Consider the following 26,296-nt stretch of genomic DNA (forward strand, 5'->3'; position numbering starts at 1 on the left):
CGTCGGGACACTGGCGGCATTTTCATGACGTTGCGCGGGCATTTGCTTGGCCCAAGTCAATACTCGTGTCCGACAAACCGACTAGATTGGCCCGCGCCTGGTTCTGGCAGAGCCTCCGGAACCGTGACGTTGCCACGTCCTCGCACCGGGACCCGGGCGGCAGGATGCCGGCAACCGCCTTTCACTTCTTCACGGATGAACCGCAATGCGTCAGATAGACCGCAACTTCGACATTCAGCCGCTGCAGCATGCGGACATGACCATCAGCCTCAATGGCCAGCCGGTCACCGCCGCGCTGGGCGAGACCGTCCTCAGCGTGATCCAGGCCACCGGCCTGCGCCAGGTGGCCCGCAACGACCATGGGCAATTGGTGGGTGCCTACTGTGGCATGGGCGTGTGTCATTGCTGCCTGGTGCAGATCGATGGCCGGCACAAGCGCCGGGCCTGCCAGACCCTGGTCAAGCCAGGCATGCAGGTGCAGACCCTGGTCAACCGCATCAACGAAACGGAGCCCAGCCTATGAGCCAGAATCCGCTAATCGTCGGTGGTGGCCCGGCGGGCATGGCAGCGGCCATCGAGTTGGCCGAGCACGGCGTGCACAGCACCCTGATCGAAGAGGCTTCGCGCCTGGGCGGGGTGGTCTATCGCGGGCCATTGCGCGATGGCGTGCAACTGGATTACCTGGGACCGCGCTACAGCGAGATGCTGGCCAAGCTGCACGGCGACTTCGGCGACCATGAACAGATGATCGACGTGCGCCTCAACAGTCGGGTGATCGGCGCCGAAGGCAGCCATAGCCTGATGCTGCTCGATGGCGAGGAACAGGTGCAGGAAGTGCACTACGGGCAACTGGTGCTGGCCGCCGGCTGCCACGAGCGCAGCGTGCCGTTCCCCGGCTGGACCCTGCCCGGGGTCAAGCTGCTCGGTGGCCTGCAATTGCAGATCAAGAGCGGGGTGGTCAAGCCCCAGAGCCCGGTGGTGATCGCCGGCACCGGCCCGCTGCTGCCCCTGGTGGCCTGCCAGCTGCATGCCGCAGGCGTGCGGGTGGCCGGAGTCTACGAGGCCAGCGCCCTGGGCAAGATCGCCAAGCAGAGCCTGGCCCTGCTCAACAAGCCGCAGTTGTTCCTCGATGGCTTGAGCATGCTGGCCTACCTGAAGCTACACGGCATCGCCCTGCGCTATGGCTGGGGCGTGGTCGAGGCCCAGGGCCAGGACGCCCTCAGCGTAGTGACCGTGGCCCCGTATTCCAGCGACTGGCAGCCGGACATGTCCCAGGCCCAGCGCATCGCCGCCCAGACCCTGGCCATCGGCTACGGCTTCATTCCGCGCACCCAGCTCAGCCAGCAGATGGGCCTGGAGCACAGCTTCAGCGACGACGGCTACCTGCGGGCCAACGCCAACGTCTGGCAGCAGAGCAGCGAGCCGCACATCCACCTGGCCGGCGACATGGGCGGCATCCGCGGAGGGGAAGCGGCGATGCTCAGTGGCCGTATCGCGGCGTTGTCGATCCTGATGCAGCGCGATGTGTTGAGCAACGAGGCGGCCCTGCGCCGGCGCCAGGGCTACGAGCGCAAGCTGGCCTCGATCCTGCGTTTTCGCGGTGCGGTGGACCGCTACACCGCGCGTGGTGTCGGACAGATAGAACTGCCCAAGGGCGACACCGTGATCTGCCGTTGCGAGCACACCACCCGCAACGATATCGAACGCGCCCTGGCCCAGGGCGTCGAGGACATGGCCAGCCTGAAGATGCGCACCCGGGTGAGCATGGGCGACTGCCAGGGGCGGATGTGCGTGGGCTATTGCAGCGACCGCCTGCGCCAGGCCACCGGGCGCAAGGATGTGGGCTGGATTCGCCCGCGCTTCCCGCTGGACCCGATTCCATTCTCCGCCTTTGCGCCGGCCGACCAGGAGGTCTCCCAGCATGACTAAGCACTATGACGTGGTAATCGCCGGTGGCGGCGTGATCGGGGCGTCCTGCGCCTATCAGCTGTCCAAGCGCAAGGGCCTGAAGGTGGCCTTGATCGACTCCAAGCGCCCGGGCAATGCCAGCCGCGCCTCGGCCGGCGGCCTGTGGGCCATCGGCGAATCGGTGGGCCTGGGTTGCGGGGTGATCTTCTTCCGCATGATGTCGGCCAATCGCAAGCGCGAGGCCCAGGGCTCGGCGGTGGTGGTGGACTCCAGCACCCCGCACATCCTGCCGCAATCGTTCTTCGACTTCGCCCTGCAGTCCAACGAGCTGTACCCGCGCCTGCACCGCGAGCTGATCGGCTTGCATGGCATGGACTTCAAGTTCGAGCACACCGGGCTCAAGTTCGTCATCTACGACGATGAAGACCGGCTGTACGCCGAGCATATCGTCGGCTGCATTCCGCACCTCTCGGAGCAGGTGCGCTGGCTCGACCAGGCGGCCCTGCGCGCCTCCGAGCCGAGTATCAGCCATGAGGCCCAGGGCGCCCTGGAGTTCCTCTGCGACCACCAGGTCAACCCGTTCCGCCTCACCGACGCCTACACCGAGGGCGCCCGGCAGAATGGCGTCGACGTGTTCTTCAACACCAACGTCACCGGTGTCTTGCACCAGGGTAACCGGGTCACTGGCGTACAGACCGCCGAGGCCGGGGTGTTCCATTGCTCGACCCTGATCAACGCCGCCGGCGCCTGGGCCGCCGAGCTGAGCCTGCAGGCCACGGGGATGGAGATCCCGGTCAAGCCGGTCAAGGGCCAGATCCTCCTGACCGAGCGCATGCCCAAGCTGCTCAACGGTTGCCTGACCACCAGTGACTGCTACATGGCGCAGAAGGACAACGGCGAGATCCTCATCGGCAGCACCACCGAGGACAAGGGTTTCGACGTGACCACCACCTATCCGGAGATCAACGGCCTGGTGCAGGGCGCGGTGCGCTGCATTCCCGAGCTGGCCCAGGTCAACCTCAAGCGCTGCTGGGCGGGGCTGCGTCCCGGTTCGCCGGATGAGCTGCCGATCCTCGGGCCGATGGACGGGATCCAGGGTTACCTCAACGCCTGCGGGCACTTCCGCACCGGCATCCTGACCTCGGCGATCACCGGGGTGTTGTTGGACAAGCTGGTGCACGACGAGGCGCTGCCGCTGGATATCACGCCATTCCTGGCCCGTCGCTTCGCCCTGGAGCCGCAGAAGAAACTGGCGTAGCGCGCCTGGCCTGAACGCCAGCCAAGCCGGCCCGCCGGTGCCAGGTTTCGTCGAGCAGCAGGCTCGCGGACCTGGCGCCGGCGGGCCTTTTGGTTTCTAGCGCAGTCGTTGTCGCAGGGGGGCGATTGCTGGAAGGTCCTGCGGACCTTGGCGCAGCTTCGCCGGCTCAGCAGCGGCTACAGAGGCTGCGCACGGTCGCGCAGCGGCCACAGGGGCACCGAGTTAGTGACGGTTCCAGGCCGCGGGGTTGACCAGGTTCGCCGGGCGTTCGCCGGCCAGGGCGGCGAGGATATTGTCCACCGCGCAGCGCGCCATGGCCTCGCGGGTTTCGAAGGTGGCCGAGCCGATATGCGGGGTGGCCACCACATTGGAGAGTTGCAGCAGCGGCGAGTGATGATCCAGCGGCTCTCGTTCGAACACGTCCAGCCCGGCGCCGCGAATACGCCGCTCCTGTAGCGCTTGGATCAACGCCGCCTCGTCCACCACCTTGCCCCGGGAAATATTGATGAAGATGCTTTCGGGGCGCATCAGGGCGAATTCCCGGGCGCCGATCAGGCCCTGGGTTTGCGGGGTCAGCGGCAGGGTCAGGCAGATGAAGTCGGCCTCTTGCAGCAGTTGCTCGAGGCTGCGGTAGCGGGCGCCGAAACGCTGCTCCACGGCCGGCTTGGGCTGGTGGCTGTGGTAGATCACCGGCATGCCGAAGCCGAAGTGCCCACGCTGGGCCAGGGCTTCGCCGATGCGGCCCATGCCGATGATGCCCAGGGTCTTGCCATGCACGTCGCTGCCGAAGTGCGCCGGGCCGATGCTGTGGTTCCACTGGCCGGCGCGGACCATGTCGGCCAGTTCCACCAGGCGCCGGGCGCTGGCCAGGATCAGCGCGAAGCCGGTGTCGGCGGTGGTCTGGGTAAGCACGTCCGGGGTGTTGCTGAGCAGGATGCCGCGCCGGGTCAGGTAGTCGATGTCGTAGTTGTCGACCCCCACCGAGACGCTGGCCACGGCTTCCAGCCGTGGCGCCCGATCCAGCAATGCCGCATCCAGGCGCAGGCTGGCGCCCAGCAGGCCATGGGCCTCGGGCAGGGCCTCGCGCAGTCGCTCCAGGCCGGCGCCGGCCAAGTCCTCGACCAGGGTCACGGTGAGTTGTTCCTGCAGGCGCGCCATCAGCGACGGCGAGAGTTTCTTGTACAGCAGCAGATGTTTTTTCATGGAAGTCTCTGTGGCGATTCAGGAATGGGCCAGGCGCCGGCGCAGCGCCAGGGGTTTGGCCTGCGGCGTGCTGGCGCCGGGCTTGAGCAACAGGGTGAGCAACACCGACAGCAGCAGCGCGCCGCTCATCAGCAGGTAGGAGGCTCCCGGCGAACCGGTGGCGCTGTTCAGGTAGCCCACCAGGTAGGAGCCGCCGAACGAACCCAGGGCGCCCATGCTGTTGATCAGCGCCATGGCGCCGCCGGCGACGTTGGCCGGCAGGATCTCCGGGACGATGGCGAAGAACGGCCCGTAGGGCGCGTACATGCAGGCCCCGGCGATCACCAGCAGGGCGTAGGACCACCAGAAATGCTCGGCCCCCAGCAGGTACGAGCCATAGAAGGCGAAGGCCGCCACCAGCAGCGGCGGCCAGACGAAGCGCTTGCGCTTCTGGGTCCGGTCCGAGCCCCAGGACACCCCGAGCATGGCGATCACCGCCGCCAGGTAGGGCAGGGCCGAGAGCCAGCCGGCCTCGACCATGTCCATTTGCGCGCCCTGCTTGAGGATCGATGGCAGCCAGAGGACGAAGCCATAGACGCCGATGCTCCAGCAGAAGAACTGCAAGGCCAGGATGATCACCTTGGGCGAGCGGAACGCCTCGGCGTAGTTCTTCACCGCCTTGATGCCTTGCTGCTCGGCGGCCAGGGCGCTCTCCAGGTCCTGTTTCTCCTGCTCGTCGAGCCACTGGGCCTGGCTCGGCCGATCATCGGCCAGGCGCCACCAGATGAAGGCCCAGAGCACCGCCGGCAGGCCTTCGATGATGAACATCCAGCGCCAGCTGAAATGCTCCACCAGGTAACCCGAGACCACCGACATCCACAGCATGGTCACCGGGTTGCCGAGGATCAGGAAGGTATTGGCCCGCGAGCGTTCGGCCCGGGTGAACCAGTGGCACAGGTAGACCAGCATCGCCGGCATCACGGCGGCCTCCACCACGCCGAGCAGGAAGCGGATGCCGATCAGCATGTAGGCATTGGCGACGATGCCGGTGAGGGTGGCCAGGGCGCCCCAGAGGATCAGGCTGACGAAGATCAGCTTCTTCACGCTGCGGCGCTGCGCGTAGATCGCCCCCGGCACCTGGAAGAAGAAATAACCGAGGAAGAACAGTGCGCCCAGCAGCGATGACAGCCCGGGGGTGATGTTCAGGTCGGCGGCCATGCCCGAGGCGGCGGCGAAGCCGTAGTTGGCACGGTCCAGGTAGGCCAGGCTGTAGGTGATGAAGACGATGGGCATGATGTACCACCAACGGCGGGCGGCGAGTTTGAGCGTATCCATGGCAGTTCTCCTGAGCTTGTTGTTCTTGTCGCAACAGGTGGTGGTCGGGGTCTTGGCCTGTCGGCGGGGCCGGCGCTAGAGCGCGGTCGCCAGGCATGGCCGGTCGGTGGGCAGCTCGTGGCGATAGGGCAGGCCCTCCATGTCGCCGCGGCTCTGCACCGCGCGGCTGCCGCTCCAGTTGGCCCGCTGCACCGCCTCGACCATGCCGCAGCTTTCCAGCAGGGCGCTGACCAGGCCCACGGCGAAGGCATCGCCGGCACCCACGGTGTCCACCACCTGGGGCACCGGCACGGCGTCGACGAAACCGGCATCCAGCTGGGTGCGGTAGTAGGCGCCATGGGCGCCGAGCTTGATCACCACCGCCTCGGCGCCCTGGTCCAGGTAGAAGGCGGCGATGTCCGCCGGGTCCTCGTAGCCGCTCAGCAGCCGGCCTTCGCCCAGGCCCGGCAGCACCCAGTGGGCCAGGGCCGCCAGGCGGTTGATCTCGCGGATCATCAGCGCTTCGCTGGCCCACAGGCTTGGGCGCAGGTTGGGATCGAACGACACGCTGCGTCCGGCGGCGCGCTGGGTGCGCATCAGGTAGTGGGTCAGTTCCCGGGTCGCATCCGACAGCGCCGGGGGAATCCCGGTGGCATGCAGGTGCCGGGCGCGCAGCAGTGGCGGGGCGACGTCGCTGACGTTCAGGTGGCTGGCCGCCGAGCCGCGGCGGAAATACTCCACCTTGGGGTCATCGCCGTTGTCTTCCCGGGACTTGAGCTGGAAGCCGGTCGGGTGCAGTGGATCGCAACGCACGAAGCGGCAGTCCAGGCCCTCGGCCTTGAGGGTGTCGAGCACGAAGCGGCCCAGGGAATCGTTGCCGACCCGGCTCAGCCAGGCCACCTTGAAGCCCAGGCGCGACAGGCCGATGGCCACGTTGCTGTCGGCGCCGGCGATGCGCTTGTGGAAGTGCTCGACCTGGGCCAGGTCGCCGCTGTGTTCGGCGACGAACATGGCCATGGTCTCGCCGAAGGACAGGATGTCGATCTCAGGCATGGGTGTTCTCCAGTCGCGACTGGCCCAGGCGGGCCAACAGCTCGACCTGGGTCGCGGTCACCCGCGCCAGGTCGTCGCCCTGCAAGGGGTATTCCACGGCCCGGGTAATACCTTGGGTCATGTGTCGCAGCAGTTGTTCCCACTGATGCAGTTCCGGGCTGCCGGGCGGTATCGCCACCAGCTTGCCGTCCACCCGCTGGCGCACCGCCTTGCAGTGCACGTAGCCCACATGCCGGCCCAGCACCCGCGCGGCGTTGAGCGCCGATTGCTCCTGCCATTGCCAGTTGCCGATATCGAAAGTCATGCGCAGTGGCAGGTTGAGGCTTTCCACGGCGCTGAAGAAGCGCTGGAACGGCTCGATGCGCCCGCCGTGGGCGGTCTGGTCGTTCTCCACCAGCAGTTGCAGCGGCTGGCGGAACAGCAGGCTGGCCAGGCAGCGCAGGTCGTGATGCTCATTGAAGTGGCCGAGGGACACCTTGAGCTGGCGGGCGCCGAACTCCCGGGCCCGCTGCAAGGTGGCGGACAGTTTCGGCGCCGGTTCGCTGCGCCCCGGCTGCCACAGCTCCAGGGGCGAGGAGTACACGCTGTCCAGCCCGTGTTCACGGGCGCTTTGGGCCAGCTCGGCGGGGTTCTCGCCGCTCAGCAGTTCTTCGCGCCACTCGATGCAGGACGCCCCGGCGGCGGCCACCAGGGGGATGAAGTACCCCTGGCCGTGCTGGCGCACCAGGTCCGCGCCGTAGCTGGACAGGCTGATGGAAACGGGTGATCTAGTCATGCTGCCTACCTCTGAAACCGGTTTCATTTTTGTTCGAGTCAATGCCGTGTTGCGGTCTATCTCTGTGCTCGCTGCATCTGGCCGCTGCGTGCCCATGCGCAGCCTGCGGCAGCGGCTACGCGTGATGCACCCAGGCTCGCACGGCCTTGCACAGCCTTACCCTCGGGCCTGGCAGGTCGAGCCGCGGACGATCAATTGCGCGGGGAAGTCCACCACCCGGGCCGGGCCACTATCGCCACGCAGGCGCTTGAGCAGGCATTCGAAGGCGCTGGCGCCGATGGCCGCCGTGGGTTGGGCCAGGGCGGTGATGCCGTTGCCCACCAGCGGGTACCAGTCCAGGTCGTCGAGGGCGATCAGTCCCAGCTTGCCGAACAGCGGCCGGCCGAGTTGACGCAAGGCGTTGCTGGCGGCCAGCGTGGCCACGCCGTTGGCGCAGAACAGCGCCTTGGGCCCGGGGCCGGGCGTATCGAGGAAGGTTTGCAGGCCGGCATCGAGCCCGGCGCCGGTCTCCAGGACCTGGCCGCGCAAGCCCGGACGGCGAGTCAATTCGGCCTGGAAGCTGGCGCTGCGCTCCAGGCGCGAGCTGGTGCCGTCATGGGGCTCGCTGACCAGCAGCAGGTCGCGGTAGCCCTGTTGTTCCAGGTGCTCGATGGCCAGGTGCACCGCCGCCGGGTTGTCCAGGCCCACCAGGTCAGCCTGCAACTGCGCCAGCTTGCGATCCACCAGCACCATGGGCATTTCCTCCTGCAATTGCTGCAATTGGTCCAGGTGGTGGCCCAGGGTGTTCACGATCAGGCCTTCGATGTTATAGGCCCGCAGGTTGGCCAGGTGCCGGGCTTCCTGCTGGTCGTCGCGGTCGGTGTTGCACACCACCAGGCTGTAGCCGTGCAGGCGGCAGGCGGTTTCCACGCCGTGCATCACGGCAATCGAATACGGGTTGCGGATATCGGCCACCAGCATGCCGATCAGGCGCGTGCGCCCGCGCTTCAGGCCACGGGCCATCTGGTTCGGGCGATAGCCCAGTTCGCTGATGGCTTGCTCGATGCGCAGGGCGATGGCGTCGGAAAGCAGGGCGCGGTCTTCGCCGATGAAGCGCGACACACTGGCCTTGGAGACCCCGGCACGGTGGGCGACATCGAGCATGGTGACGCGGCTGCGCTGGGCGGCGGAAAACTGATTCACGGGCGCTGACCTTGTTCTTGGAATGATCGGTTCGCAGGATTCCGGGGACAGGCCTGAAACCGGTTTCAGGAAACCGCAGAATCGGTTGCGCCGTCAAGTCTGTTGCAGGGGGAAAACAGCCCGCGTTCTTTGCCCAGCTGACCAGCGGTGGGCTGCGAGCCGCTGCCGGGCTAGCTGAACAGCCCGGCGGCGATATTGATGGAAAAGCCCAGGATCGCGGTGTTGAACAAAAAACCGATCAGCGACTGGGCGAGGACGATCCTGCGCAGCTCGCGAGTGGCTACGCCGACGTCCGAGGTCTGCACGGCCACGCCGATGGTGAAGGAGAAGTACAGGAAGTCCCAGTAGTCGGGATCCTTCAGGTTCTCGGCGAAGCGCAGGGCCGGTTCCGGACCGTCCCAGGTGTAGTAGAGGCGGGCATAGTGGACGCTGAAGATCACCCCCACCAGCAGCCAGGAGCCGATCACCGTCAGGCCGGTGAAACCGTAGTGCAGCAGCCGTCGGGTGGTGTCCAGGTCCTTGCTGCCCACCAGTTCCAGGGTGATGGCCACCAGGCTGGCGATGGCGGCGACGCAGACGATCAGCAGCACCAGCCCGGCGTTTTCGTCCTCGGCCTCGGCGATGCGCTTGACCTGATCGGCCCGGGCCCGGACCGTGAGCCAGAACATCAGCGCCAGGTAGGTCCAGACCGCGACGTTCCAGCCGATGAGGATCTTGCCGGTCAGGGTCTGCGCTGGCACCAGCAGGCCGGCGGCGCAGCCGGCCAGGACACCGAAGGTCAGGCGGGGATGAGTACGGATCACGATGGACATGGCGGCTCGCCGTTGCAGGACAGGTGCTGAACCTTAGCACGGCAATTTTGCCGATTGCGCCTGGTGGCAGCTGCACAGGGCTGTAGCCGCTGTCGAGCCCGCGAGGCTGCGACAGGGGCCGCAGGCCCCTCGGCGTTCGGCCAGGCAAGCGCAACTCGGTGTCAGGCGGGCTTGGCCATGATCGCGCTGAACAGCTCGGACTCCAGCCAGCCCTGCAACCAGGCTTGCAGCGCCGGGTAGGGCGCCTGGGCGAACCAGTCGCGGTCGACGTGGGCGAACTGGCGGACGAAGGGCAGCAGGGCCGCGTCCGCCAGGCTCGGGTGCGCGGCCAGCAGGTAGCGTTGCTGGCGCAACAGGCCCTCCAGGCGCGCCAGGAACAGCTCGCCCTGGGCCCGGTAGTGCTCCATCGGCGCCTCGGGGTAACGCTCGGCGTACTTGTAGCGGTTGAGGTGGACCTTGAACACCTGGTCGTTCTCCTCGATCAGCCCCGCCATCCGCCCCCGGGCCTGGGGATCGCCCAGCAGGCGCCAGTCCCCGGGGTCATTGTGTTCCAGGGCCCAGAGCATGATCTGCAGGCTTTCATCGATCACCTGTTCACCGACACTGAGCACCGGCACCGTGCCCTTGGCCGACAGCGCCAGCATTTCGGGCGGCTTGGCCTTGAGGCTGACTTCGACTATCCGTGGCCTCACCCCGGCATAGCGCAGGGCCAGCCGGGCACGCATGGCATAGGGACAGCGGCGGAACGAGTAGAGGATCGGTTCGGCCATGTTCATTTCACCTCCAGTTGGCTCAGGCCGTTGCCCTGGCGGCTGACCTGGATCTGCACCGCGATGCGCTCGTGCATCTCCTGCACGTGGGAGATCACCCCGACCTTGCGGCCCTGGGCCTGGAGACCGTCGAGGGCGTCCATGGCCAGTTGCAGCGAGTCGGGGTCGAGGCTGCCGAAGCCTTCGTCGATGAACAGCGACTCGATCTTCAGCGTACTGGAGGCCATGGACGCCAGCCCCAGGGCCAGCGCCAGGGACACCAGGAAGGTCTCGCCGCCGGACAGCGAATGCACCGAGCGCAGTTCGTCGCCCATCTCGGTGTCCAGCACCAGCAGGCCGAGCATGCTGCCGCCGCGCTTGAGGCGATAACGCCGCACCAGCTGGCGCAGTTGCGCGTTGGCGTGGTGCACCAGCAGGTCGAGGTTGTAGGCCTGGGCGATCTTGCGGAATTTGTCGCCCTCGGCCGAGCCGATCAGGGCACTGAGCCGGGCCCAGCGTTGCCATTGCTCGTAGGCCTGGGCGATGTCCTGGGCCAGGGCCTGGTTGGCCTCCTGGCGGCGTTGGTCTTCGCTCTGCCGGGCGCGCAGCTCGGCCACTTGCTGTTCGTCGGCCAGCACTTGTTGCGAAGTGGTTTCCAGGGCCTGGGCCAGCTCCTCGGCTTCCAGGTTGCCGTTGTGCTGGGCCTGGTGCTGCTCCAGGCGCTGCTGGCGCTCCTCGAGCAGTACCCGGGCCTGCTCGATGGCCTTGTCGTTGGCCTGCAGGCGCTCGCGCAGCGCTCGGACCTGGCTGTCGTCCAGTTCCAGCAGCCCATGCAGCCCGGCATCGTCGAGTTGCGGGTGCTGGGCGCGCCACTGCTCGATGCTGGCGGCCAGTTGCTGCTGTTCGGCTGCCAGGGCCTGGCAGCGCTCCTGGCCGGCCTTGAGCTCGGCGGCCAGCTGGATCAGCTGCTGTTGCAGTTCCTGCGCTTGCTGCTGGGCCGTGGCCTGGGCCATACGGGCCTGCTCGACGCTCTGTTCCAACTGCTGCTGCCAGTGCTCGGCGCTGTCGTGGGCTCCCAGCAACTCGGCCAACCGCTGCTGGCGCGCCTGTTGCTGGTGCTTGAGGGCCTCGGCCTGCTGGCAGGCCTCGTGCAACTGCTGTTGGCGGGTCTGCTGGCGGTCTTGTTCCTTGTCCAGGGCCAGCTGGCGCTGCTGCTGTTCCTGGGTTTCATCCTGCTGTTCGCGCAGTTGCTCGATGCGTTGCTGCACTTGCTGGTCCAGCTGCATGAAGCTCGCCGCCGGGTCGTGGCGCAGGCGGTCGAGCAGCTCGCCGGGCAGCCACTGGCTGAAGCCGCCAAGCTCGTCGTCCAGGCGCTGGCGATCGGCGTCCAGTTGCTCGCGCTGCTTCTCCAGTTGCAGGGCCGCCTGCTGGCTGGCATCGACGGCGGTTTGCAACTGGCCTTGCAGGCGCGCGGCATCCTTTTGCAGGGTCAGCAGGGCGTCCTGGCGCTGCTCGTCCTGGGTGATGCGCTGTTGCAGCTGTTCCAACTGCCGTTGCAGCCAGGCATCGCGCTGGGTTGGGTCCTGGTCCAGCAACTGGGCGCCCAAGGGGTGGGCTTGCAGGCTCGGGGCCAGGGCCTGTTGTTGGGTGGCCAGCTGTTCCTGTTGCTGTAGCAGGTCTTTCTGCTGGGCGATCAGGCCCTGGACCTGGGCGCGCAGTTCGGCCAGTTGCTCCTTGAGTCCATCCACGACTTTGCGGGCGGCGGCCTCTTCGTTTTGGTCATGGCGCCCAAGGCTCTGCAACAGGGCCTCGGGTTGGTGATACGGGTGCTCGATGCTGCCGCACACTGGGCATGGCTGATCGTCCTGCAGCTGCGCGCGCAACTCTTCCACGCTGGCGCTGCGGGCCAGGCGCTGGCGCTCCAGCAGGGCCTGGGTCACGCTCAGGGTCTGCTCGGCTACCGCCAGGTCGGCCTTGGCCTGGATACCGGCCTTGGTCAGCGCGTCGCGCTCGATGGCCGCCGTTTGTTGCTTGTCCTGCAGGGCCTGGGTGCGTTGCTCCAGCTCCTGCTGCTGGGCCCAGAGCCGGGCCAGGTCCTCGAGCGAACGTTGCTGCTTGCGGTTGTCCTGGAGCAGGGTGCCCAGCAGTTGGATCTGTTCGGCCACGGCCTGGGGCTCGGCGCCGGCCTCGCGGTACAGCAGCTCCAGCTGCGCGCGCTGCTCGCCCAGCTGGCGGGCGGCGGTCTCGGCACGCTGTTCCAGGCCTGGCAGTTCCGCCTGGCCCTGGTTCAGGCGATTACCGATCTGCACCAGCTGCTGCAAGCGCCCGCGATGGGCATCCCAGGCCTCGCTCAGCGGCGCGAGGGTGGCGCTGTGCTGCAGTTGCCCGGCGATCCGTTCCAGACGCTCGGCCACCAGGCGTTGCTGCTCCTGCAAGTGCTGGATGTCCTGCTGGCCCTGGGTGTTGGCTTGCTCGGCGCGCTCCCGGGCCTGGGTGGCCTGGGCCAGCTCCTGCTCCAGGCGTTGCAGGTTGCCTTGTTCGGCAAAGGCTTCGCGCAGCAGCGGCGCCTTGGCGCTGGATTGCTCCTGGGCCTGGGCCAGGTTGGCGCTACTGTCCTGGACCTGCTGCTGTCGTTGTTCTTGTTGCTGCTGCAACTGCGCTTGTTGCGCCTGTTGCTGCTCGATCTGCCGTTGCAGAGGTGCGAGGGTCGCGGTCAGTTCGACCTGGCGCAGGAACTGATGGCGCTGCGGCGCCAACTGCTCCAGGCGCTCCAGGCGCAGGCGTTCGGGGGCCAGGACCTGCGCCTCTGCCTCGGCTTCCTGCAACTGCTCGGCGGCGCTGTGCCGGGCCTCCTGCCACTGGCGCAATTCCTTGAGCCAGCCGTGCTGGGCCTCCAGCTGCTTGAGTTGCAGTTGCCGGGCCTTGAGCTGGTCACGGGCGGCGCCCAACTGCTGGTCCAGTTCGGCACGTTCTTCGGCTGGCAGCGGGGCAACGCCGCTGGCCTGGGCAGTGAGGGCCTTGTGCGCTTCGTCGGCTTCCTTGGCCTTGCTGAAGGCGCGCTTGCCCAGCTGGCTGTAGATCGCCGTGTTGGTGAGCTTTTCCAACAGCTCGCTGCGCTCCTTGTCGTCGGCCTTGAGGAAGGCGCTGAACTCGCTCTGGGCCAGCATCACCGCACGGGTGAACTGTTCGAAGTTGAGCCCCAGGCGCGCTTCGATCAACTGCTTGTATTCGGCTTTGCTCTGGTTGCTTAGCAGTTGCCCGTCGTCCAGGTCGGTGAGGCTCTGGCGGCTGCCTTGCAGCTTGCCGTTGGCCTTGTCCCGGGCGCGGTTGGTTTCCCAGCGAGCGCGGTAGCGACGGCTGTCGATGCCGACGAAATCCACCTCGGCGTAGCCGCTGCCGGTGCCCCGGCGCAACAGCGTGCGCGGATCGCTGGTGGAAATGTCGCTGTCGACATCCGGGACCTTGTTTTCCTTGGCGATGTTGTTCAGCCGCGGCACGGCGCCGAACAGCGCCAGGCACAAGGCGTCGAGCAGGGTGCTCTTGCCGGCGCCGGTGGGGCCGGTGATGGCGAACAGGCCGGCGCTGGCCAGGGGTTCGGCGCTGAAGTCGATCTCGAACGGGCCGGCCAGGGAGGCCAGGTTCTTCAGGCGGATGGCCAGGATCTTCATGGCTGCTCACCTTCGTGCTGGACGTCCTGCAACAGCAGGGCGAAATCCTTGAGGGTCTGTTCGTCCGCCTCGCTGGCGTAGGCATCGCGCCAGGCCCGGCGGAACAGTTCTTCGGGGCTCAGTTGATCCAGTTCGATCAGCCCGGGCATGCCGTCCTCGCTGTCGCCACTGGCGCTACCGGCGTATTCGGCGGCGATCCGCACCAGGCGCACGGCCTTGCCTTGCAGGGCGTTCTCCACCTGTTGGCGCAGGTCCGGCTGCGGTTCGTCCAGGCGTATGCGCACTTCCAGCCAGGGCTGGCGCTGTTCCTCGGCCAGCAGGTCGATGTCTGGCAGGGCGCCGAGCTGGGCCAGGATCTCGCCCAGCGGTGCCGGGCCCAGGCGTTGCAGGTTGACGGCCCGGGGGATCAGCCGCGGTTCGACGCTGAGCAACTGCTCACCGTCCAGGCGAATGTCGAGGATCTGGTGCTTGTAGTCGATCTCGGAGAACGACAGCGGGATCGGCGAGCCGCTGTAGCGGATGCGTTCCTCGCCGTTGACCTTCTGCGGCTTGTGCAGGTGCCCCAGGGCCACATAGCTGATCTGCGGGCCGAACAGGCTGGCTGGCAGGGCCTCGGCGTTGCCGATCACCAGGCTGCGTTCGGAGTCCTCGGAAACCGTGCCGCCGGCCATGTGTGCGTGGCTCACGGCAATCAGCGCCTGGCCTGGCTGGCGGCGCTCCTCGGCCGCGGCGATCAGCCATTCATGGACCTGGGCGATGCCCTTGAGGTAGTCCTCGCCCAAATGGCGGCCGGTGACTTCCGCCGGCCGCAGGAAGGGCAGGGCCAGGCACCAGGCCGCGACCTTGCCGCTGGCGTCGGTCAGCGGTAACAGCAGGCGCCCGGCATCCAGCTGGCCGTCATCGAGCCACAGCACCCGGCCCAGGGCATGGGTGCGCAGGCGGCGCATCAATGGCGCTGGCAGTTCGATGCGCGAGCCGGAGTCGTGGTTGCCGGCGATCATCATGATGCTCAGGCCCGGTTGCTGCTCGTGGGCGCTGACGATGAAGTCGTACAGCCGTTCCTGGGCTTTGACCGGTGGGTTGACGGTGTCGAAGATATCGCCGGCGATCAGCAGCGCGTCCGGCTGCTCGTGCTTGAGCTGGCGCAACAGCCACTCGAGGAAGCAGGCGTGTTCGAAGTCGCGCTCCTGGCCATGGAGGTTCTGGCCCAGGTGCCAGTCGGAGGTGTGAAACAGACGCAAGGCAGGCTCCGCATGCAAAAGGCTTGGCCGCACGGCAAATGATCGCGGCGAAAGGGCAGGGAGTTTACTGGCAAATGCGTGTTCATGCCCGGCGCCGTGGCAAATTCCCCGGCGCCGTTGTGTGGGGGCCGGCGTTCAGTGGCGCGGTGCGGCGGTGCTCTGGGCGGCGCGCGCTTCGCTGGCGGTGCACCCGAACTGCTGGCGAAAGTGCCGGGCGAACTGGGCCTGGTCGGCAAACCCCCAGCGCGCGGCCAGCTCGCCGATCGACAGGCGGCAATGGGCGTCGCGCAGTTGGCGGTGCACCGCATAAAGGCGCTGCTGGCGGATCCATTCGCCCAGGCTGAAGGGGCTGTCGGCAAACAGCTTGTGCAGGTAGCGCAGGGAAATGCCGCAGGCGCTGGCGATCTGCCTGGGGTTGAGCTCCGTCGAGCCCAGGTGCTGGTCCACATAGCTTTCGATGCGTTGCAGGTGCAGGGCGGCCAGGCTGGAGCTTTCGCTGCTGAGCACCCGCTCGTCCTGGCGCAGGGTCAGCAACAGGGTCGCCAGGGCCTGTTCCAGCAGCATATGCCGCGCCGCTGGGGAGCATTCGTCGAAGCGCGCGGCGCACATGGCCAACTGGTCGGCGAAGATCCGCCCCAGGCCACGCCGGGCATCGAAACAGAAACGGGTGTAGCGCTCGGCGCCGCGCAACTGGCCGTGCAGGGCCTGTTCCGGCAGCTTGAACACCCACAGGTCGTTGTCGCTGGCGTAGCGGAAGCGGTAGGGCGCATCGCCCCGTTCGAAGATGAAGCTGCCGGGACGGCAATGCAGTTCGCGGCCGTCCTGTTCGAACAGCACTTCGTGGCGCCGGGGAATGGTCACCAGGTAGCAGGCCTGGGTGTCGTTGCTGACCTGTGCCTTGCTTCGGGAATAGCCCAGGCGGCTGGAGCGCAGGCGCGACAGGGCCACGGCGCTGCTGGGGGTTTCCCAGATCCGCAGGTTGCCCTGGAAGGGGCCGTCGCTGCTGAACTCAAGGGACAGGGGAAAGTAGGCGTTGCCAATGGCTTCGGCCCAGCGGGGCTGACATTGGTGTTCGGGCCAGTAACGGGTGGAAAGTCGCTGAACCATCATCACTCCTGCTTTCTTGTGTTTTTAGTCAGGACAGCACCGGGTGGTCAGCCACGGTGCCGGTGATATTTGGGTAAAAGCGCGGGTCGGTCAATCGGCAGGCGTCAGCCGGTAGCAGGCCGAGGGCGCGAGCGTCGCCTGCCAGCCCGGCGGCACCACGATATTGGTGGTGGCTTCTTCGATCACGCAGGGACCCTTGAGGGTCTGTCCGGCCTGCAACTGCTCGCCCTGGTAGACCGGTGTCGGTTGCCAGCCGCCAGCCTCGTCGAACAGCATCGAGCGCTGTTCTCGGGGCGTTGCCGGCACCTGTCGCTCGGGGATCGGCAGTTCTGGCATCGGTGGGTGTTGCAGCCGGGCGATCACCGAGCATTCAAGGTTGACCAGTTCGATCGGGCTCTGCGGCTCGCTGTAGGAGAACAGCGCCTCGTGCCGCCTGTGGAAGGCCTCGCGCAGGGCAGCGAGGCCGGCCGGGTCCAGCTCGCTGCTGGCCAGCTCGACGCTGCATTCGTGGATCTGCCCCAGGTAGCGGATTTCCAGGTGGTACTGGGTGTCGATCCGGTTGCCGGTGCTGAAGCCGTCCTGGCGCAGATTCTCCAGGCCCTGTTCGCGCAGCCGGGCCAGGGTCCGGTTGAGTAGCGCCAGGTCCACGTGCTGGTCGTCCAGGCGCATGGGCAGGGTGGTCAACTGGTCGTAGCGGATGTCCGAGAGGATTTGCCCGAAGGCACATAGCCCTGAGGCCACCTTGGGAATCAGCACCACCTGGCTGCCGATTTCCTCGGCCAGGCGGATCACGTGCATGCCCGCCGCGCCGCCGGCGCCGATCAGGGCAAACTGGCGCGGGTCGTAGCCGCGTTCCACCGAGACCCGGCGGATGCCGCTGACCATGTTCAGGTTGACCAGGGTGATGATTCCCAGTGCCGCGCGCTCGACGCTGATGCCCAGGGGCTCGGCGATCCGGCTGCCGATGGCCTCCAGCGCCGCCTGGCGTGACAGGCGGATGCTGCCGCCGAGCAAGGCGCCGTCCGCCAGGTAGCCCAGCGCCAGGTTGGCATCGGTCACCGTCGGCTCGCTGCCGCCCTTGCCGTAGCACACCGGCCCGGGGTTGGCCCCGGCGCTGCGCGGGCCGACCTGGAGCATGCCGAAGGGGTCCAGGTGGGCGATGGAGCCGCCGCCGGCACCCAGGGTCTCCACCTGGATCATCGGCACGCCGATGCGATAGCGCAAAAAGTCGCTGTCCTTGCTGAAGTTGGTGCGCCCGCCCTGGCTCAGGGTGATGTCGAAGGAGGTGCCGCCCATGTCCACGGTGATCACGTTGTCGATGCCGAACGGCTGGGCCACGCACAGCCCGGCCTGGGGCGCCGAGGCCGGGCCGGAATTGATCGCATTGACCGCCCGGGTGCTCATGATCGCGCCGGGGGCCAGGCCGCCGTTGGACTGGAAGTAGCGGGTCGGTTGCTGGGCCCCCAGTTCTTCGAACAGGCTGTCGATGCGCTCCACGTAGCGTTGCATCACCGGGCTCAGGTAGGCGTTGACCACGGTGCTGGAGGTGCGGGTGTATTCGCGGATCTGCGGGAACACTTCATTGCCGGTACAGACGAAGACCCCGGGCAGGGCTGTGCGTACCAGTTGTGCGGCGCGTTGCTCGTGGGCCGGGTTGCGCACCGACCAGACAAAGGAGATGGCCACCGCCTGGACCTCCTGCTCGCGAAAGTATTCGATGGCCCGCAGGATCGCCGCCTCGTCCAGGGGCGCGTGCTCCTGGCCGTCGCTGCGCATGCGCCCGCCGATGGGCCGGCGCAGGTGGCGCGGCACCAGCATGTGCGCCTGGGGGTAGCTGGCGTCGTAGCGGTGGCCGTCTTCCTTGTGCCCCAGGCGGATCTCCAGGCTGTCTTCGTGGCCGTCGGTGCACAGCAGGCCGACCTTGACCCCGGTCTTTTCGATCAGGGCGTTGAGGGCCACGGTAGTGCCGTTGATGCACAGGTCGCAGTCGCCGATGATCTGCGCCGGGCTGCGCCCGAGGGCGTCGGCCATCTGCGCCAGGCCGTTGCGGATGGCCAGGGTGCCGTCCTGCGGGGTCGAAGGGGCCTTGAACAGCTGCACGTTGCCGAGCTGGTCGGCGAGGATGAAATCGGTGAAGGTGCCGCCGGCGTCGATGCCCAGGCGGTAGTGTTGCTTGCTCATGGGAGATGCTCCGTGGGGTCAGGGGCGGGCGCGCAGGGCGCGGGTGGCGTTGTGGTCCAGGCGCTGTTCGGTGTCGAACACCACGCCGTAGTCCAGGCGCGCGCCTTCGAGGGAGACCAGGCCATTGCGCAGGTCTTCGGCCACTCGTTCCGGGGGCCGCAGGAAAGGGTCGCCGTAGCCGCCACCGCCGGGGTTGAGGTTGATCACCCGCTCCCCCGGCTGCGCGGTCAATTGGGCGTTGTGCCGGTAGGCCTGTTCCTGGCCGTCGGCGCGGCGATGGATCAGGCGTCCGAGCTTGGGCGCCAGCAAGCCGTTGCGCGCCCCCGCGGCGCCGGCGGTGGGCAATTGCCGGCCTTCGCCGAAACCCACCACGGTCATGGGGTGCTGCAAGGGTTCGATCTCGATGCAGGTGCCCGAGCCGCCGCGAAACTGCCCGGCGCCGCCGCTGTCGGTGATCAGGCTGTAGCGGTGGATGAGGATCGGGTAGGCGTATTCCAGCAATTCGATGTCGCCGGACATCAGCGCGCCGAAGCAGCACAGCGGGCCGCAGGCCGGCCAGCCGTCCATGGCCTGGTTGGCCCCGGCCCCGGAGATGATCGAGGCCAGGACCATGGTCACGTATTCGGCGTTGTCGTTGCGCGGGTCGTGGCCGGCGATGTTGATTCCGCTGGCATGGCCCCAGGACGCGGTGACCCGTTCCGGCGCGGCCTGTTCCAGGGCCTGGCGCACCGCGTCGGCGAGGGTTTCCATGGGGGTGGTGGTGCTGTTGACGTGGGGCGCGGGTTCGCTGGCGTTGCACAGGGTCCCGGGCTCCCCCAGGTCGACGCTGATGCAGCGATACAGACCCTCGTTATAGGGCGGCGGCACCTGGGCGAACATCATCAGCCCAAGGTACACCCCGGATACCGAGTTGCCGGCGTAGGAATTGATGAAGTAGGGCACCTGGGGCGGGCTGTCGATGCGCACCCGGGCCTGATCACCGCTGATCTGCACTTGGGCGGTGATGGTCAGCTGGCCCAGGCCGTGGCCCGAGTCCTCCAGCACCGCGCTGCCATGGTAGAGGCCATCCGGCACCTCGCGCAGCAGCGCGCGCATGTGCCGGTCGGCCATGTCCTTGAGTTCGCCGATGCAGGCGCGCACCTGTTCTACACCGTAGCGCTCCAGGAGTTGCAGCAGGTGCCGCTCGCCGACGCTGCAGGCGCCGTACTGGGCATTCAGGTCGCCTTCCTGGTAGACCCGGGCGCGCATGTTGGTCAGCAGCAGGTTGATCACATCCTCGCGGCGCTGGCCCCGGGACCAGAGCTTGACCGGCGGGATCCGCAGGCCTTCGGCGTAGATTTCCCTGGCATCCGGGTTGTAGCCGGCGGGCACCGGGCCGCCGATGTCGGTGAGGTGGCCCTTGCACACGGCCCAGAACACCAGTTCGCCCTGGTAGAACACCGGTTTGTACATGCAGCAGTCGAGGATATGGCTGCCCTGGTAGGCCGGGTCGTTGTGGTAGATCACGTCCCCTTCGTGGATATCGTCGCCGAAGAACCCGGCCACGGATTTCATGGCCGGGATCAGCGAGCCGAGGTGGATCGGGATGTCCTGGCCCTGGAGGACCATTTCCGGGAGGTGGTCGAACAACGCATTGGAGTAGTCGTGGGCCAGGTTGAAGACGCTGGAACGGCCGGTTTTCTCCAGGGTCAGGGTCATTTCACGCTGGGCGGTTTCCAGCGCTCCTCGCACCACGGCGAGGGTGATCGGATCTACTGTGCTCATGGCTCACCTGAGTTCTTGTTGTTCTCGGGGTGGGGCGCGACGGCTGTGGCGCCCACGGCCTTAAGCTACGCGCAGGCATGCGCCCCTGGCTTGTCGCCGGGTGCAGGGCTTTTTGCGTTCTGGTGCACTATCGCCGCTGCTGAACAAGGGGCGCTGTGGAAGCTGGCTTGCCTGCGAAAAGGCCCGTGAAATCGACTTCGCCGGCAAGCCTGCTCCTGGGGACGGGTTACTTGGGGTAGAGCGGCGGCAGGCTGATGGTATCGCCCTGGGGCGCCTGGACCCGCTCGGCGGTGGGAATGGCACGGATCGCCCGCCACAGTTCCTCGCCTTGCCAGTACTGGCCGCTCTCGCTGTAGAGGGCGCCGTTGAGGCCGTCCAGGGCATCGGACAGCGGGACGAAGCGTGCCGCCATCTCGGCCAGGGTCTCGGGCTGCTGGCGGGCCCAGGCGTCCAGGGCCTGGCGGGTGGCCTGGGGATCGTTGGCCTGGCAGGCGCGCTTGAGGTCGTCCAGCAGCGAACGCGGGCTGGGGCCGCTCTGCACCACCCGGGCCACCGCCGGCTGGGAGCGGGCACGCCACCACAAGCCGAAGCCCAAGAGGGTGGTGCAGGCCAGCAGCAGGGTGCTCAGTTGCCACAACCACAGGCTGTCGCTGGCCGGGCCGGCCTGGGCGGTACTGGCCGGGGCGTCCACCACCAGGTTCGGGTTGTCCGCCACCTGCAGGGTGCGGGCCGGCAGGCGGCTGGTTTCCAGGCGATCGGCCTGGGTGTTCCACCAGGTGACTTCCAGGGCTGGTAGCTCGACGTTGCCGGTGCGGGTCGGCACCAGGGCCTGGCGCTCTTCGCGGATGCCCAGCACGCCTTGCTCGACCTGCTGGTTGTTCAACTGCGGTTGGTCCGGATAGCTGCGCAGGCCGTTGATCTCGGCCACGGGCAGAGGCGGCAGCTGGGCGCTGGACAGGCCTTCGGCGCGCAGGGTCAGGCTGCGGGTCAGGGAGTCGCCGACCTGGGGATGTTCGGGCTCGGGGCTCCAGCTCTCGCCCAGGCTCAGGCTGCGCGCCGGCAGCCAGGGGACGTCGGCGGGGTAGGCCGCCGGCTTGGCCATCACGGGCAGGTCCATCTCGGCCGAGCTGACGTGGATCAGCTTGCCGGGCCGGGCAGCCGGGGGCGTGGTGTCCTGGCCGGTACCGGGGTTGGCCAGGGTGGCGCTGAAGGTCAGCGCGGGGATCTGCAGGACGCCGCTGTGCTGGGGATAGATCGCATAGCGCATCTCGATCACGCCGTGGCGCACGCCATTGATCAGCTTCTCGTAGGTGCGCGCTTCGCCCAGTTGTTCGACCCGGGCATCGCCGAGTTGCAATGGACTGAGGCTGCTGTCGTCGAACAGCGGCACCGAGTGATAGACGTGCAGGGTCAGCAGGGCCTGGGCCTGGACATAGACCTTGGGCTGGTCCAGCTCGGCGTCGATGAACACCGGCTCCAGGTGCGCCTGCTGGTCCTGCTCGGGGCTGGCATTGACCTGCAGGCTCAGGGCCTGGCTGTGCAGTTCGCCCAGTTGCAGCGGCTCGATGGCCAGGGTGCCGGTGTGGCGCGGCAGCAGGGTGACGATCCAGCGGGTGCTGGCGTGACTGTCGCCCAGGCTGTTGAGCTGGTTGACCTGGCGCGTGCCGCGGACTTCGAACTGCGCTTGCAGGGGCGCGAGGTCCGGCTTGCCGAATTGGGTGACGTCGGTGGATTCAAGGGTCAGCTCGACGGTCTCCCCGGCGTTCACCTGGCTACGGTCCAGGCTGGCGAGCAGCCCGGCAGCCTGGGACTGCGCGGTCCAGCAGGCGAGGGCAAGCAGAAGGGCGGTGCAGCGAGTCATCGAGTTTTTCCCTGATCCTGATGGGTTTGCTGTTCGTACCAGAATTTACGCCTGAGCAGTTCTCCCGGGTCGTCCGGGATCTTGCGCAACCATTGCTCCAGTGCCTGTTGGTGTTCAGCGTCCAGGCTGTCGTCCACCGGGCGCAAGGGAGTGGTGGTGTGGGCATCGTCCAGCTCGCTGCCGGGTACTTCGCTGTGGCCGGGCACTTGCGGGTCGGCCTGGGTCGCGTCTCCGGGACCTGGTGGGTTGCTGGCGGACGCCGGTGGCGTCTCGCTACCCGGTACTGGCGTGCTGGCGGTGCTGCTGGATTCGGGCCGGGCATTGTCCTCGGCCTCCGGGCTCTGCGGTTTCACCTCTGGCAGGGGCTCCGCTGCCCGCTGCTGTTGCAGCAGTTGCCGGACCAGGGCCAGGTTCTGCTGTGCCGGTAGCAGCTCGGGCTGCAGTTCCAGCGCTTGCTCATAGGCGTCGATGGCGGCTTCCAGCTCGCCGCCATGGGCCAGGGCGTTGCCACGATTGTAATGGGCGCGGGCGTCGTTGCCTTCGGCGAAGCGCTCGGCGGCGGCAGTGTAGTTTCCGGCCTCGTACAAGGCCACGCCCTGCCATTGGCGGTCCTGGAAGTGCCGCGCGGCCTCGGCCGGGCGCTGTTGCTGCAGCAGGCGCTCGCCTTGCTGGTCCGGACGCAGCCACAGGTCGTTGAAGTCCAGGGCGTAGCTGGGTTGGGGCAGGCCCAGGCACAACAGCGGCAGGCAGAACAACCAACCCCGGCGCCCGGCGCAGGCGGCCAGCAGCAACAGTGGCAACAGCAGCCAATAGCCCTGGTCGGCCCAGGTGTCCAGGCGCAGGGTCTGGCCGTCGTCGCGCACGCCCCGGGGACCGCCCAGCAAGCCCAGGCCGCGCAGGTCGTTGTCGTCCAGGCGGGCCTGGCGATAGCGCCCGCCGACTTCGCCGATGAATTGCTTGAGCCCGGGGCTGTCCAGGCGCGAGACCAGGATCGCGCCCTGGTCGTCCTTGAGGTAGCTGCCATCGTCCAGCGGCACCGGAGCCCCGTCGCGGCTGCCAATACCCAGCATCAGCAACTGCGGGCCATCGCCGTCCAGGGCCTGGCGAATGCCCTGGCGCTCCTGTTCGCTGAGGGACGAGGCCAGCAGCAGCACCCGCCCCTGGCCGAGGGCGCCCTGGTCCAGCAGCTTGAGGGCCTTGCGCAGGGCCAGGTCGGCGCGCTGGCCGGCCTCGGGCATGATCGACGGCTTGAGGGCATCGAGCAGGTTGCGGCTGGTGGCCAGGTCATCGGACAACGGCACCAGGGTGTGGGCGCTGCCGGCATAGACCACGATAGCGGTCTGGGCGTCGCTGCGCAGGGCCAACAGGTCCAGCAGCTTGTGCCGGGCCTGGTCCAGGCGGTTGGACGGTACGTCGCCGGCGAGCATCTGTGGCGTCAGTTCCAGCAGCACCACCAGCGGGTCGGCGGGTTTCTGGCTGGTTTGCTCGACCCGCTGCCAGCTGGGCCCCAGCAGCGCGAGTACCGCCAGCAGCCAGGCCAGGCCCAGGGCGATCCAGGGCAGCTTGCTCTCGCGGCCGTTGCCGCCGCTGAGCAGGGCGGCATGGAAGGCCGGTGGCAGGATCATCTGCCAGCGGCCGGCGCGTTTTTGCCGGTGCCAGAGCTTCCACAGCAGCAGGGCCAGCAGTGGCAATACCAGCAACCACCAGGGCCGGAACCAATGGGGCCAGAGTCCGATCATCGACGCCTCCGCAGACGCAGGCGCTTGAGGCGTTGCCGCCAGTGAGGCAAGGGTTGCAGGAAATGCTCCTGGGTAAGCAAGCGTTGCAGGGGGTTGTGCGGCCAGCGTTCGCGCAGCACCAGCAATACGCTGAGCAGCAGGGCCGCGGCCAGGGGCCAGTGGTACAGGGCCTGGGCCGGACGGGCCTGGGTCGGTTGCTGGGCCACCGGCTCCAGCTGGTCGAGGGTGTCCTTGATGGCCGCCAGCTCCTGGCCGTCGCGGGCGCGGAAGTAGCGCCCGCCGGTGACCTCGGCCAGCTCCTTGAGCGCCGGCTCGTCCAGGTCCAGGCTCGGGTTGATGCCGAGGATGCCCAGGGTGGCGCTCTGGTCCGGGTCGGCGCCGATGCCGATCGGGTAGATCTTCACGCCTTCCTCGGCGGCCAGGCGCGCCGCGGTGATGGGGGCGATCTGGCCGCCATTGTTGGCGCCATCGGTGATCAGGATCAGCACCCGGCTCTGGGCCGGGCGCTGGCACAGGCGTTTGAGGGCCAGGCCAATGGCGTCGCCGATGGCGGTGTTCTTGCCGGCGATGCCGATCTTCGCCTCATCCAGCCAGACCCGCACGGTGTGCCGGTCGAAGGTCAGGGGCGCCTGCAGGTAGGCCTTGCTGCCGAACAGGATCAGGCCCACCCGGTCGCCCTCGCGGTGTTCGAGAAAATCGCCCAGGAGGTGCTTGACCAGGCCCAGGCGGCTGACGTCCTCGTCCTGCCACTGCATGTCGGGGAAGTCCATGGAGCCGGAGACGTCCACCGCCACCAGCAGGTCGCGACCGCTGGCCGCCACCGGCAGCGGTTCGCCCAGCCATTGCGGACGTGCCGCCGCCAGCAGGAGCAGCACCCACAGCAGGATGAAGCGCGCCTGCTGGCGCCAGGCCGGCAGGTTGGCCCGGGCGCGGCGCCGGGCCAGGCCCTCCAGGTCGCCGAGGAAGCTGACCTTGAGCGCCGGCTCGCCGCTGTCGGCCACCGGCAGCACCAGGCGCAGCAGCCAGGGCAGCGGCAACAGGGCGAAGATCCACGGCCAGGCGAACTCAAACATGCTTGCGAATCCAGGTGTCCACCGCCTGGGTCAGGCCGGCGATGGCTTTGTCGTCGAGCTTGCACTCGGGCTTGTAGGCGCCTTCGACCAGCACCATCCAGCGGGTCAGGCCGGCGGCCGGGCAGCGGTTGTCGAGGAACGCCAGCCACTTGCGGCCATTGAGGGTATGGCTCTGGCTGTTGGGGTAGTGGTTGCGGCACAGGCGCTTGAGCAGCCCGTTGAGCGCTTGCAGCCAGGCCCCGGCCGGGGCGCCGTCGTAGGGTTTGGGCAGCAGCGCCAGTTCCGCCAGGGCGGCCAGGCGCACCGGGTCCAGGGGCTGTTCGGCGCGGCTCGGGGCCTTCTTGCGTGGCCACAGGTGGCGCCAGTGCCAGAGGGCGAAGGCCAGGGCCGGCAGCAGCACGGCCAGCAGCCACCAGCCCGGCGCCGGTGGCCACAGCCCCACCGATGGCGGCGGTAGCAGGGGTTGCAGTTGTTCCAGGCTGCTCATCGGCCGGCTCCCGGACGCTGCGGGTTGAGGTACTCGCGCAGTTGCTCGACCATCTCGCTCTGGGTACTCAGGGGCATCAGCAGGACCCGCAGCTTCTGCGCCAGGCGCTCCCAGCGGGCGATGCGCGCCTCGCTCTGGGCGCGGTAGGCCTGGCGCAGCTCATAGCTCAGGGTATCGAGTTCCAGCTGCGCGCCGCGCTCGGCGAAACGCATCAGGCCGGCGGCGGGCAGGGCGTGGTCCAGGGGGTCGGACAGCGGCATCAGCAGCAGGTCGCAATGACGCGACAGCAGGCTCAGTTGTTGCTCGGCGGCATCGCTCAGCGCTCGTTCGTCGCAGATCACGATCACCAGGCTGCCAGGGCGCAGCACTTCGCGGCCGCGCAGCAGGGCGGTGCCCAGGGCGTCGCGCTGGGGCTGGGCATCGGCGTGCAGCGACTGGTTGACCCGCACCAGGCGGTTGAGCAGTTGCAGCAGGCTCTGCTTGCTGCGCCGGGGCTTGATCTCGTAGTGCTCGTCGTCGCCAAAGACCAGGCCACCGACCCGGTCGTTGTGGCCCAGGGCGGCCCAGCCGATCAGGCTCGCGGCCTGGGCGGCGAGTACCGACTTGAACATCAGCCCGGAGCCGAAGAACAGCTGGCGGCTCTGCTCGACCATGATGAAGATCGGTCGCTCGCGCTCTTCATGGAACAACTTGGTGTGGGGTTCCTGGGTCCGTGCGGTGACGCGCCAGTCGATGGTGCGCACGTCGTCGCCGGCCTGGTAGACCCGTACCTGGTCGAAGTCCACCCCGCGCCCGCGCAGCTTGGAATGGTGCAGCCCCACCAGCGGGCTGCGCTGGCTGGGGGTGGAGAACAGCTGCACCTCGCGCACGCGGTGGCGCATCTCGATCAATTCACCGAGGGTGATGCGGATGCCGGGTTCGGCGCTGGCGTGGGTCATGGAG

The 26,296-nt window shown here is 67.8% G+C and carries 20 protein-coding genes; 3 read left to right on the forward strand and 17 right to left on the reverse strand.

Features of this window, described 5'->3' with window-relative positions; genetic code table 11:
• Window positions 1-205 precede the first annotated feature (205 nt).
• The 3 genes from hcnA to hcnC are packed head-to-tail and all read left to right on the forward strand — an operon-like array spanning window position 206 to window position 3,166.
• Window positions 206-523 (forward strand): cyanide-forming glycine dehydrogenase subunit HcnA, encoded by a 318-nt coding sequence (gene hcnA / locus H7A76_RS11895; RefSeq protein ID WP_185698659.1) that lies wholly within the window; start codon window positions 206-208, stop codon window positions 521-523.
• A complete protein-coding gene (hcnB, locus tag H7A76_RS11900; RefSeq protein ID WP_185698660.1) occupies window positions 520-1,929 on the forward strand; it encodes a cyanide-forming glycine dehydrogenase subunit HcnB in 1,410 nt (469 codons plus the stop codon). The genes hcnA and hcnB overlap by 4 nt, the downstream gene beginning before the upstream one ends.
• The gene (gene hcnC, locus H7A76_RS11905) at window positions 1,922-3,166 is read left to right on the forward strand and encodes a cyanide-forming glycine dehydrogenase subunit HcnC (RefSeq protein ID WP_185698661.1); all 1,245 of its coding nucleotides are present in this window, start codon (window positions 1,922-1,924) and stop codon (window positions 3,164-3,166) included. Before hcnB ends, hcnC begins: the two co-directional genes overlap by 8 nt.
• 222 nt (window positions 3,167-3,388) lie before the next feature.
• Here the strand turns inward: hcnC and H7A76_RS11910 are convergent, their stop codons facing one another.
• The 17 genes from H7A76_RS11910 to H7A76_RS11990 form a co-directional block, all read right to left on the reverse strand.
• Window positions 3,389-4,369, reverse strand: a complete 981-nt coding sequence (locus H7A76_RS11910; RefSeq protein WP_185698662.1) for a D-glycerate dehydrogenase — start codon at window positions 4,367-4,369, stop codon at window positions 3,389-3,391.
• Window positions 4,370-4,387: 18 nt separating this feature from the next.
• Complete coding sequence (locus H7A76_RS11915; RefSeq protein WP_185698663.1) at window positions 4,388-5,683, reverse strand: MFS transporter; 1,296 nt, start codon at window positions 5,681-5,683, stop codon at window positions 4,388-4,390.
• A gap of 75 nt (window positions 5,684-5,758) precedes the next feature.
• Window positions 5,759-6,715, reverse strand: a complete 957-nt coding sequence (locus H7A76_RS11920; protein ID WP_185698664.1) for a sugar kinase — start codon at window positions 6,713-6,715, stop codon at window positions 5,759-5,761.
• On the reverse strand, window positions 6,708-7,490 hold the full coding sequence (locus tag H7A76_RS11925; protein WP_185698665.1) for a sugar phosphate isomerase/epimerase: 783 nt from the start codon (window positions 7,488-7,490) through the stop codon (window positions 6,708-6,710). Before H7A76_RS11925 ends, H7A76_RS11920 begins: the two co-directional genes overlap by 8 nt.
• Window positions 7,491-7,646: 156 nt before the next feature.
• Window positions 7,647-8,672, reverse strand: coding sequence for a LacI family DNA-binding transcriptional regulator (locus H7A76_RS11930; protein WP_185698666.1), 1,026 nt, complete (start codon window positions 8,670-8,672; stop codon window positions 7,647-7,649).
• Window positions 8,673-8,842: 170 nt separating this feature from the next.
• A complete protein-coding gene (locus H7A76_RS11935; RefSeq protein WP_185698667.1) occupies window positions 8,843-9,484 on the reverse strand; it encodes a DUF1345 domain-containing protein in 642 nt (213 codons plus the stop codon).
• Between the two features lie 161 nt (window positions 9,485-9,645).
• Complete coding sequence (locus H7A76_RS11940) at window positions 9,646-10,254, reverse strand: glutathione S-transferase (protein WP_185698861.1); 609 nt, start codon at window positions 10,252-10,254, stop codon at window positions 9,646-9,648.
• A 2-nt stretch (window positions 10,255-10,256) separates the two neighbouring features.
• A complete protein-coding gene (locus H7A76_RS11945; protein WP_185698668.1) occupies window positions 10,257-13,901 on the reverse strand; it encodes an AAA family ATPase in 3,645 nt (1,214 codons plus the stop codon).
• A complete protein-coding gene (locus H7A76_RS11950; protein WP_185698669.1) occupies window positions 13,898-15,142 on the reverse strand; it encodes an exonuclease SbcCD subunit D C-terminal domain-containing protein in 1,245 nt (414 codons plus the stop codon). Before H7A76_RS11950 ends, H7A76_RS11945 begins: the two co-directional genes overlap by 4 nt.
• 135 nt (window positions 15,143-15,277) lie before the next feature.
• Window positions 15,278-16,249 (reverse strand): helix-turn-helix domain-containing protein, encoded by a 972-nt coding sequence (locus H7A76_RS11955; RefSeq protein ID WP_185698670.1) that lies wholly within the window; start codon window positions 16,247-16,249, stop codon window positions 15,278-15,280.
• 90 nt (window positions 16,250-16,339) lie between these two features.
• Window positions 16,340-18,430, reverse strand: coding sequence for a hydantoinase/oxoprolinase family protein (locus H7A76_RS11960; protein WP_185698671.1), 2,091 nt, complete (start codon window positions 18,428-18,430; stop codon window positions 16,340-16,342).
• A gap of 18 nt (window positions 18,431-18,448) precedes the next feature.
• The gene (locus H7A76_RS11965) at window positions 18,449-20,194 is read right to left on the reverse strand and encodes a hydantoinase B/oxoprolinase family protein (RefSeq protein ID WP_185698672.1); all 1,746 of its coding nucleotides are present in this window, start codon (window positions 20,192-20,194) and stop codon (window positions 18,449-18,451) included.
• Window positions 20,195-20,420: 226 nt separating this feature from the next.
• Window positions 20,421-22,055 carry a BatD family protein gene (locus H7A76_RS11970; RefSeq protein ID WP_185698673.1) on the reverse strand — a complete coding sequence of 545 codons (1,635 nt, stop codon included), beginning with the start codon at window positions 22,053-22,055 and terminating at the stop codon, window positions 20,421-20,423.
• Window positions 22,052-23,794: a VWA domain-containing protein gene (locus H7A76_RS11975; RefSeq protein ID WP_185698674.1), complete on the reverse strand. Its 1,743-nt coding sequence runs from the start codon at window positions 23,792-23,794 to the stop codon at window positions 22,052-22,054. Before H7A76_RS11975 ends, H7A76_RS11970 begins: the two co-directional genes overlap by 4 nt.
• Entirely contained in the window at window positions 23,791-24,867 is a 1,077-nt protein-coding gene (locus H7A76_RS11980) for a VWA domain-containing protein (protein WP_185698675.1), read from the reverse strand. Before H7A76_RS11980 ends, H7A76_RS11975 begins: the two co-directional genes overlap by 4 nt.
• On the reverse strand, window positions 24,860-25,354 hold the full coding sequence (locus tag H7A76_RS11985) for a DUF4381 domain-containing protein (RefSeq protein WP_185698676.1): 495 nt from the start codon (window positions 25,352-25,354) through the stop codon (window positions 24,860-24,862). Before H7A76_RS11985 ends, H7A76_RS11980 begins: the two co-directional genes overlap by 8 nt.
• The gene (locus H7A76_RS11990; RefSeq protein WP_022644091.1) at window positions 25,351-26,292 is read right to left on the reverse strand and encodes a DUF58 domain-containing protein; all 942 of its coding nucleotides are present in this window, start codon (window positions 26,290-26,292) and stop codon (window positions 25,351-25,353) included. Before H7A76_RS11990 ends, H7A76_RS11985 begins: the two co-directional genes overlap by 4 nt.
• Window positions 26,293-26,296: the final 4 nt, after the last annotated feature.

The organism is Pseudomonas sp. MSSRFD41, from assembly GCF_014230245.1.
In the GTDB taxonomy this organism is placed as follows: domain Bacteria; phylum Pseudomonadota; class Gammaproteobacteria; order Pseudomonadales; family Pseudomonadaceae; genus Aquipseudomonas; species Aquipseudomonas piscis.